Here is a 9,378-nt window from a genome sequence, read left to right as displayed (position 1 = left end):
AACGACCTGCTGGCGCGACGGCGCGAAGTGTACGAGAAGGCACGCATGCAAAATCCCGCACGCTGGTCAGGTGCCATCCGCAACTGGCACCTGGCAGATTCGGTGTATCTGAACCCGGAGCGCACCTTGGCCCCGACCGAAATGTATAAGCATGCAGCGTAACGGTTCACGCGACAACTACCTTGACACACACCGCCTCGGCCAAAAGAAAGATAAGCAAAGAAAGCCGCTCAAACCGCTAACTCTTAAGCGGGTCCCCCGCACAGCCACGGTAGTGGTACATCTGGAATCTGGGTTCTCGCACATTCGACGCCAGTGACCAGGCAGTCATACTTCCCGCCTCGCCCTGCGTGCTCGCCGGAACAGGACATCGGGAAGACCGGCGGATTTGCCCCGGGCTCGTTGAGCCATGCCTCCTTTCTGTGAGCTCAGCATGCATTCAGCTCCGTGTGTTGGGGGTATCGCCTCTTCGCCTCTTCGCCTCTTCGCCTCTTCGCCTCTTCGCCTCTTCGCCTCTTCGCCTCTTCGCCTCTTCGCCTCTAGTGATCTTCGCGCTTGCCGCTGTCGCCTGGGCGCGTCGCCGAGGCGAAGCCGGGGGCCCCTACGCGCAAACGAAGCCCCTGGTTTCCCATACAGACCCATCTGCGACGCACGCGGTGCGGAGTGGGCGCTGATGAGCGCGTTGTCACTAACGTCGAATGTGCGAGGGCACGGATTCCAGATGCTCCACTACCGTGACTGTGCGGGGAGCCCGCTTATGAGCTAGCGGTTTGAGCGGCTTTCTTTGCTTATCTTTCTTTGCCGCGGCAAAGAAAGTAAGTGCCGCCCCGCACAGGGGCGACGCTAATAGACCAATAACAATTCAAGGAAAGGCCCAAAAATCCAGATCAAGGAAAGGCCAACGCCGTAGGCACACAACCAAGCGCCGCGCAGGCCACCCAGATAAAAGAAACCCCACCGCCGCAGGCAAAAAAACCCTTACTCCCCCGCCCGCAACTTCTTAACCTCACCATCCGACGGCTGCACACTAGCGCCGTCCACATACCGATAAGAAGTCATCACCCCCTTCCCATCCTTGACACCGGTCACACCAACAAAAGCCCCCATCGTCGACTGATTATCCTGCGCCCGATACGTAATCGGCCCGAAGGGCGTCTCCACCCCAAGCCCCTTGAACGCCGCAGCCAGCTTATCCGAATCCGTCGAACCCGCCTTCCTGATCCCAGCCGCAATCGACATCAGCGCCGAATACCCCACCACCGACCCCAGCCGCGGATAGTCGTGATACTTCGCCTGATACGCATCGACAAACTTCCTGTTCGCCGCCGTATCGATCGAATACCACGGATAGCCCGTCACGATCCAGCCAGTCGGCGCCTCCGCCCCCAACGGATCGAGATAGTCCGGCTCACCCGTCAGCAACGAGACCACACTGCGGTCCTTGAACAATCCGCGCGTATTGCCCTCACGCACAAACTTGCCGAGATCGGCGCCAAACAACACGTTGAAAATCGCATCCGGCTTCGCATCGGCGATCGCCTGGGTCACCGCGCCCGCGTCGACATTGCCCAGCGGAGTCGCCTGCTCGGCGACGAACTGCACGTCCGGCTGCGCCGCCGTCATCAGCTTCTTGAACGTCGCCACCGCCGATTGCCCGTACTCGTAGTTCGGATACACCAACGCCCAGCGTTTCTTCTTCAGTTTCACCGCCTCAGGGACCAGCATCGCCACCTGCATATACGTCGAAGGACGCAGACGGTACGTGTATTTGTTGCCATCCGCCCAAACGATCTTGTCGGTCAACGGCTCAGCCGCGAGGAAAAAGATCTTCTTCTGCTTCGCGAAGTCGGTCAGCGCGAGACCCGTGTTCGACAGGAAACCGCCGAACAGCAATTGCACCTGCTCCCGTGCAATCAATTCCTGCGCGACGCGGATCGTGTCGCCCGGATTGCCGTTGTCGTCGCGCGACACCACTTCGAGTTGTCTGCCGAGCACGCCCCCCGCCGCATTCACCTGCTCGAGCGCGAGATTCCAGCCGTTCCTGTAAGGCCCGAGAAAGGCGGGCTGCGCCTTGTAGCTGTTGATTTCACCGATCTTGATGGTCTGCTGTGCGTTCGCGCCGACGGCGGCGAGCGATAGAACCGTTGAAACCGTGAGGCGAGAGAGCCATCCTGCGCGCGTGGTCATGCGTTTCTCCGTATCAAAAGGATTGCGGGAATGCGGTCGTTTTTATCAAGCGTTCAAGCGTTTCGCGATTCGTCTGGCGCGTTGCGCTGCGAGTTGTGCCGCCCGCCGTGCTTCGAGTTGTGCTGCAAGTTGTACCGCCAGCCGCCCTGTAAGTCATGCCGCAAGTCGCACCGCCAGCCATGCTCCAAGTCGTGCCCCCAGCCGTGCTGCTAGTCATGCCGCGCGATGCATGCAAACCATGCCGCGACGCATTTAGCGACTTCACTCCGCTCGCGGCGTCGCGCGAATTCTGGCGACGCTCGCCGTGACGTCCTGCCATGCCGGCTTGCCACCGGCGAATTGTTGACGCAGGTAGGTCACGAGTTCGGCGACCTGGGCGTCATTGAAACTGTCGCGGTAAGCCGGCATCGTACCGAGTTCGGGGCGCGCAGGCGAGCCGATCCCTTCGAGAATCACGCGAATCAGATTATCAGGCGTCGTGCTGTGCAGATTCGTGTTAAGCGCCAGCGACGGATGCGCACCGAACAATTGCGGCCCGCTGCCAGTGTGATGACAAGCCGCGCACGCGCCGTCAAATAGACGTGCGCCAAGGCCGGTTGCCGTACCCGTAATCGTGCTGGCCTGCTCGTATTGACGCGCCATCGCCTCCGGATTCGCGTTCGGCTCCAGCGGACTCAAGGACGCCAGATAGGTGGCCATCGCGCGAATGTCGCTGTCGGGCAGCATCGCCAGATCGCTGACGACCGGCGCCATCGGGCCGGCCGCGACGCCGTGCAACGGCGCATGACCATGGCGCAAATAGCTGAACAGTTCGTCTTCGCTCCACGGCACGGGCGCGTTGGACAGCGTCGACAGTGCAGGCGCTTCCCATCCCTCCGCGATACCGCCGCCCATGAATGCCGCACCGGATTTCTCGGCGCCAAATGCATTGCGCGGGGTATGGCATGCGCTGCAATGACCGAGGCCGTTCACCAGATACGCTCCGCGATTCCATTGCGCGCTTTGACTCGCGCTCTCGGCAAACGTGTTGCGTCCGAGGAAAAGCCCATTCCATGCAGCCATTAACGGACGCACGCTGAACGGATACGCGAGCTGCGTTTCCGGCGGACGGGAACGCACCGGCGTTTGCGCCATCAGGTATGCGTAGAGCGCCGTCAGATCGTCGTCGGACGTGTTCCTGAACGATGTATAGGGAAACACGGGATACAAGCGATGCCCGTCGCGGCTTATACCTTGCCGCATCGCCCGCACGAAAGCTTCCAGCGACCATGTGCCGATGCCGGTCTGTCCGTCGGGCGTGAGATTGGTGCTGTAGACGGTGCCGAAAGGCGTATCGAGCGGTTTGCCGCCCGCGTTCGGCACGCCGTTGTGCGCGGTATGGCAAACCGCGCAATTGCCCAGTGATGCAAGCAGTTTGCCGCGCGCCACCAGCTCGGGCGCGAACGCGCTCGCCAGCGGCGGCGTAAGCGGCGCAATGGCCTGTGGCGACATCGCCAGCACACCCAGCCAACCGGCCGCGCCCGCTGCGAGCGCACCGAGAAAGCCGAATCGCCGACGCTTCTTCTTGCGCGCCGCCGCGTCTTCAGCCTGCGCATCGGCGAGCGCGGCGCGGATCGTCTCCGGTGTGAACGGCGGTCTGCGAAACCGCACACCTGTCGCGTCGTACAGCGCGTTGGCGATCGCCGCGGCGCCAGGCAGCGACGCCGATTCGCCCGTGCCCATCGGCGGCTCGCCATGACGCGGCATCATCACCACTTCGATCACCGGCACTTCACGGAACGTGAGAATCGGGTACGCGCCCCACTCCTGGCTCGTCACCGCGTTCTCACCGAACGTCACGCGCTCTTTCAGCGCGCGGCTGGTGGCCTGGATCACATTGCCGTGTATCTGATGACGCACGCCGTCGGGATTCACCATCGTGCCGGTGTCCTGGCCGACCACCACGCGCGTCACGGCAAGCTCGCCGTTCTTGCGATTCACTTCGACGTCGGCGACCCAGGCGGACCATGCCGCGCCAAAGCCGGGAAATTTGCTGTGCACGTAGCGGGCATAAGCGAAGCCTCTGCCGTGCAGAATGTCACCTTCTTGCGGGGCATCCTCTTTCGATGCAAGGTTGCGAGGCTGCCAATCGGCTTTCCCGGCCACCGCCTTGACCAGATCGATCGCGCGCGGATCGGTCAGATGCTGCAAACGAAATTCGACCGGATCGATGCCCGCTTCGGCCGCGAGTTCGTCGATGAAAGACTCATGCGCGAACGTGTTCGGCAACGCGGACACGCCTCTTAACCACGACGCCCGCACGATCGGCGGCGTGTCGTCGCAGACGATGCGCATGGTGCGGTAATCGTACGGCGGCACGGACGTGCGGTCGCCCATTTCGAATATTTGCGGCTCTGCGCAGAGGGTTCCAGTGAGCAGCAACGCCAACGTGGGCGCGTCGTTCGATGGATAGCGCGTCGCGAAGTCGTATGCCGCGAGCTCGCCTTCGGCACCTAACGCACCACGCACATCCATCAATTGTGCTGCGCCCTTCGGCTCCCATGCATGCTCGTCTTCGCGCGATAGTTGCACGCGCACCGGAGCGCCGCTTGCGCGAGATAACAGCGCGGCGTCGGCGGCGACGTCGTCGGCGCAATTGCGGCCGTAGCAGCCCGCCGCGTCCATGCGCACGATTTCGATCTGCGCTTCGTCGAGCGCCATCAGCAAGGCGAGATCGGCGCGTAACGAATGCGGATTCTGCGTGCCGGACCAGACTTTCAGCTTTTCATCGCGGTAATCGGCCACCGCGCACGACGGTCCAATCGACGCATGCATCTGAAACGGCCATACGTAGGTGCGTTCCAGCGTTTTGGCCGGGTCCTGCCCGAGCGCTGCGTCGACATCGCCCTGGATCAGCAGATCGCGCCGTTTGGCGGGATTGGCTCTGAGCGCGGCTTCCACTTCCTCGCTGGTTTCGAGCGGCGGCAAGCCTTCCACCGCTTTCCACCGCACACTCAAGCGCTTGACGGCCTGCTGCGCGACCTCCTCGCGCTCGGCCACGATGCCGACGAAATCGCGAATCACCACCACCTTGACGATGCCCGGCAAATCGCTGATCGAATCCTCGTCGACATGCAGCAGACTATGGCCCATGAAGTCGCCCTGCGCCACACCGGCATACGGCGGCCGTACCACGCGCCCGTGCAACATGCCCGGCACGCGCACGTCATGCACGAAACTCAGTTCACCGGTTGCCTTCGCCGGGATATCGACGCGCGGCGTACTCTTGCCGACGATCTTGTACGCGTCCGGCGATTTCAAGGGCGCATCGGTGGCGAGTGTCAATTCGATGCGCCGTCCGGCGATCAGGTCGCCGTAGCCAAGGCCTTTTGCCGTATCGTCGCCGCGATTGAAAACCACACCGTCGCGCACCTCGAGTTGCTCTGCGCTTACGTTCCATCGCGCGGCCGCTTCCGCCAGCAGGAATTGCCGCGCTTGCGCCGCCGCATGGCGTAGCGGCACCGCCGATATCTGGATCGTCGCGCTGGCAATCGTCGGCCCTTGATTCGGCGCTTCGCTGGTGTGGCCGAGCACGACCGACACGCGCGTCAACGGCACATCCAGTTCTTCCGCGACGATCTGCGCGAGCGCCGTGCCGATGCCGGTCCCGAGATCCACGTGACCGTTGAACGCCACCACGCTGCCGTCGTCGCGTACCACCAGAAACATGTCCGCCTCGGTAGGCACGAACGACGAACGCGACCCCGGCTGACCCATCGCAGGCTTTACCGGCGCCTGTGGCGGCCGCGTGATGATAAGCACATTCCGCGCGTCATCAAGCTGCTGCCGCGACAACGGCGCGTAACGTCGATCGACGCTGAAATCCGGCCCCGTCATGCGCGCACTCCTCGATGCAAGGAAGTTTGCGCAGCCAGCAACTCGGCCGCGCGTTGCACCGCGCGCACGATCTCGACATGCGTGCCGCAGCGGCACAGATTGCGCGACAACTCGCGCCGGATCGTCTCGACGCTCGGATGCGGATCCCGATCGAGCAACGCCTTGGCGGTCATGATCATGCCGCTCAGGCAATACCCGCATTGCGCAGCCTGCTCTTCGATAAACGCCTGCTGCACCGGATGCAGTGCGGCACGCGTGCCCAATCCTTCGAGCGTGGTGATCTCGCGGCCCAATGCAACCTTCGCGGTCGTCACGCAAGCGCGCGTGGGCGTGCCGTCGAGCAGCACCGTGCACGCGCCGCATTCGCCAAGACCGCAACCGAATTTCGGACCGTTCAACGCGAGGTCGTTACGCAGCAGATAAAGCAGTGGCGTGTCGGCGCCGGCGTTGACGAGATGCGTCGCGCCGTTGACGTACAGCGTGAGAGGCGCTGAACCGTTCATGAAAGTGCCGGCCACGCCGTGCGGCGCGCGTTCAAAGCACCACCGGCACTTCGGTCGCCGGTGGGGTATTACGGCTGCGCCTGCAGCGAATCAAACCGTCGATCATCACCATGCCGACTCCCGGAATATCGCCGAGCTGCACGCTTTCCAGCAACGTATCGGCCGCCGTGTGCTGCGCGCGATCCATGAACACGAGATCGGCAGGACGGCCCACTTCAATCAAACCCTGGCGCAAGTTGCGTTGCCGCGCGGTGTTGCCGGTCGCGAAGCAGAACGCGATTTCGGCGGGCACGTCCGCCAGACTGGAAATCAGCGCGATCATCCGCAGAATGCCGAGCGGCTGCACGCCGGAACCCGCCGGGCTATCGGTGCCGAGAATGATCCGATGCGGGCATTTCAATTCGATCGCGTGCCGCGCGGTGAGCAGCGCGATCCGTTCGTTGCCGTTGTGAACGATTTCCAGCGCGCGGCTCGATTGCTCGCACAGATCGCATACGTGCCGATAGGACAGCGACGTATGGCCGCCGTTGATGTGGCCGATCACGTCCGCGTCGGCGGCCAGCACCACGTCTCTGTCGATCAGGCCCGAACCCGGAATCGACGGACCACCCGTGTGGATCGTGCTTTGAATGCCGTATTTGCGGGCCCACGCGACCATCTGCGCCGCTTCCTCGCCGCCCTTCACGCTGCCGAGCCCGACTTCGCCCAGCAGCTTCACGCCTGCTTCGGAGAGCTCCTTGAAGTCTTCTTCGACCATGCCCTTCTCGATCACCGGCGCACCCGCCATCACTTTGACGCCGCCGCCGACACCCGCGCCACGCATGCCTTCGAACGAACGCTGCGCGGTGATCGCCAGCGCCTTGACGCCGAGCACGTCTTTCGGACGGCCTGGCAGGTGCACTTCGCCGGCGGAGATCATCGTGGTCACGCCGCCGTTCAGATTCGATTCGATCCAGCCCATCTGATTCTGGCGCGGCGTCCAGTCGCCGAACACCGGATGCACGTGCGAATCGATCAGGCCCGGCGCGACCGTGGTGCCTTTGCAGTCCACCGTAGTGCGTGCGCCTTCGAGGTCGCAATCTTTCTCCAGGCCGAGCGCGACGATCACGCCGTCGTCGATCACCAGCGTGTTCGCGTCGAGAATCGGCTGGTCGATGTCGCCGGATAAGAGTAGCCCGATATTCGTTACGGCAACCTTGCCCGACAAGCCTGTCAACGTCTCTGCTGCCATCTGCTTCTCCTTTCGCAACGACTACCGGGCGCCGTCTCCCGTGCACATGCTGCACGTTTCGTGCGCCGATGGAATCACACGCTCAGATAAGCGCGCCTCACTGTTTCGTTCCTTGCAAGTTCGCTGATCGTGCCGCTGAAACGGATCTGTCCTTTTTCGAGGACATACGCGCGGTCGCTCACCAGCTCGGCGAAGTGGAGGTTCTGTTCCGACAACAGAATCGAAAGCCCTTCGCGCTTGAGTTCGAGAATCATGTTTGCCATCTGTTCGACGATCACGGGCGCGACGCCTTCGGAGGGTTCGTCGAGCAGCACCAGATACGGATTACCCATCAGCGTGCGCGAGACGGTGAGCATCTGCTGCTCGCCGCCGCTCATCTGGCCACCTGGGCGTTTCGGCATTTCGCCGAGGTTGGGGAAGAGCCGGAACAGTTTTTCCGGCGTCCACTCGGGTGCTCCTTCGCGCGGCGCTTGACGGCCTGTATCGAGGTTCTCCATCACGGTCAGATCGGCGAACACGCGGCGGTCCTCGGGGACGAAACCCATGCCCATGCGCGCGATACGATATGGCTGCAACGCCGTGATGTTTTGCCCGCGAAACCGCACCTCTCCCTGACGGCGCGGCAGCAGACCCATCACCGCTTTCATCGTCGTCGACTTGCCGGCGCCGTTGCGGCCCATCAGCGCGACCACCTCACCCCGGCCGACTTCGAAGCCGACGTCGAACAGAATGTGCGCGCGGCCATAGAACGCATTGAGGCCGGACACTTTCAGCATCGGCTCGCTCATTGCAGCGCTCCCTGCCCTCGATGGCCACCTGCCGCTTCATGCAGCGGCGCGCGTGGCTGGAAGGTTTTGCCGGTGCCGAAATAGACTTCCTGCACGCGCGCGTCGTTGCGGATCGTTTCGGCGTCGCCCTCGGCGATCAGCTTGCCTCGTGCGAGCACGATCATTCGATCGGCGTACGCGAATACAACGTCCATGCTGTGCTCGGTAAACAACACGCCGATTTTGTGCTCGGTGACGAGGCGCTTGGTCAGCGCCATCAACTCGTTGCGCTCCCTGGGCGCCATGCCTGCCGTAGGCTCGTCCATCAGCAGCAACTTCGGGCGGTTTGCCAGCGCGATAGCGAGTTCAACGCGTTTGACGTCACCGTAGGCGAGCACGCCGCAGGCGCGGTTCGCATCGGCGCCCATGCCGACCTGTTCGAGCAGCGCCATCGCTTCGTCGGCGTAGCGCGAAGCTGCGGGTTTCCACAGACCGAAGGTCTTGCGTTCACGCGAGACCAGCGCCATCTGCACGTTTTCGAGCACGGTCATCGAATTGAAGGTCGCGGCAATCTGAAACGTGCGGCCGACGCCAAGACGCCAGATATCGCGTGGCCGCATGCCGACCAGTTCGTGATCGTTCAGCCGGATCGACCCGGACGACGGCTGCAATTGACCGTTGACCATGTTGAAGCAGGTCGACTTGCCCGCGCCATTCGGGCCCAGCAGCGCCAGCAGTTGACCGGCTTCGAGATCGAAGGAGACATTGTCGACTGCCTTCAGGCCGCCGAACGATTTGCAGAGGCCGGACACGC

The 9,378-nt window shown here is 62.9% G+C and carries 6 protein-coding genes; all 6 read right to left on the bottom strand.

Going from position 1 to position 9,378, the window contains the following annotated elements; all coding sequences use genetic code 11:
• Window positions 1-978 precede the first annotated feature (978 nt).
• The 6 genes from QOC89_RS09485 to QOC89_RS09460 all read right to left on the bottom strand — a co-directional run bounded on the left by QOC89_RS09485 (window position 979) and on the right by QOC89_RS09460 (window position 9,376).
• Window positions 979-2,187, bottom strand: coding sequence for an ABC transporter substrate-binding protein (locus tag QOC89_RS09485; protein WP_323044787.1), 1,209 nt, complete (start codon window positions 2,185-2,187; stop codon window positions 979-981).
• A 261-nt stretch (window positions 2,188-2,448) separates the two neighbouring features.
• Window positions 2,449-6,063 (bottom strand): molybdopterin cofactor-binding domain-containing protein, encoded by a 3,615-nt coding sequence (locus tag QOC89_RS09480; RefSeq protein WP_323044786.1) that lies wholly within the window; start codon window positions 6,061-6,063, stop codon window positions 2,449-2,451.
• The gene (locus QOC89_RS09475) at window positions 6,060-6,566 is read right to left on the bottom strand and encodes a (2Fe-2S)-binding protein (protein ID WP_323044785.1); all 507 of its coding nucleotides are present in this window, start codon (window positions 6,564-6,566) and stop codon (window positions 6,060-6,062) included. The genes QOC89_RS09480 and QOC89_RS09475 overlap by 4 nt, the downstream gene beginning before the upstream one ends.
• Window positions 6,567-6,597: 31 nt before the next feature.
• Window positions 6,598-7,797 (bottom strand): amidohydrolase family protein, encoded by a 1,200-nt coding sequence (locus tag QOC89_RS09470; protein ID WP_323044784.1) that lies wholly within the window; start codon window positions 7,795-7,797, stop codon window positions 6,598-6,600.
• Between the two features lie 74 nt (window positions 7,798-7,871).
• Window positions 7,872-8,585, bottom strand: coding sequence for an ABC transporter ATP-binding protein (locus tag QOC89_RS09465; protein WP_323044783.1), 714 nt, complete (start codon window positions 8,583-8,585; stop codon window positions 7,872-7,874).
• Complete coding sequence (locus QOC89_RS09460; RefSeq protein ID WP_323044782.1) at window positions 8,582-9,376, bottom strand: ABC transporter ATP-binding protein; 795 nt, start codon at window positions 9,374-9,376, stop codon at window positions 8,582-8,584. The genes QOC89_RS09465 and QOC89_RS09460 overlap by 4 nt, the downstream gene beginning before the upstream one ends.
• Window positions 9,377-9,378: the final 2 nt, after the last annotated feature.

Origin of the sequence: Paraburkholderia sp. (assembly GCF_034668105.1) — a bacterium.
In the GTDB taxonomy this organism is placed as follows: Bacteria; Pseudomonadota; Gammaproteobacteria; order Burkholderiales; family Burkholderiaceae; genus Paraburkholderia.
Note: the sequence above shows the minus strand (reverse complement) of the source record. Positions and strands in the feature narration are given on the sequence as shown.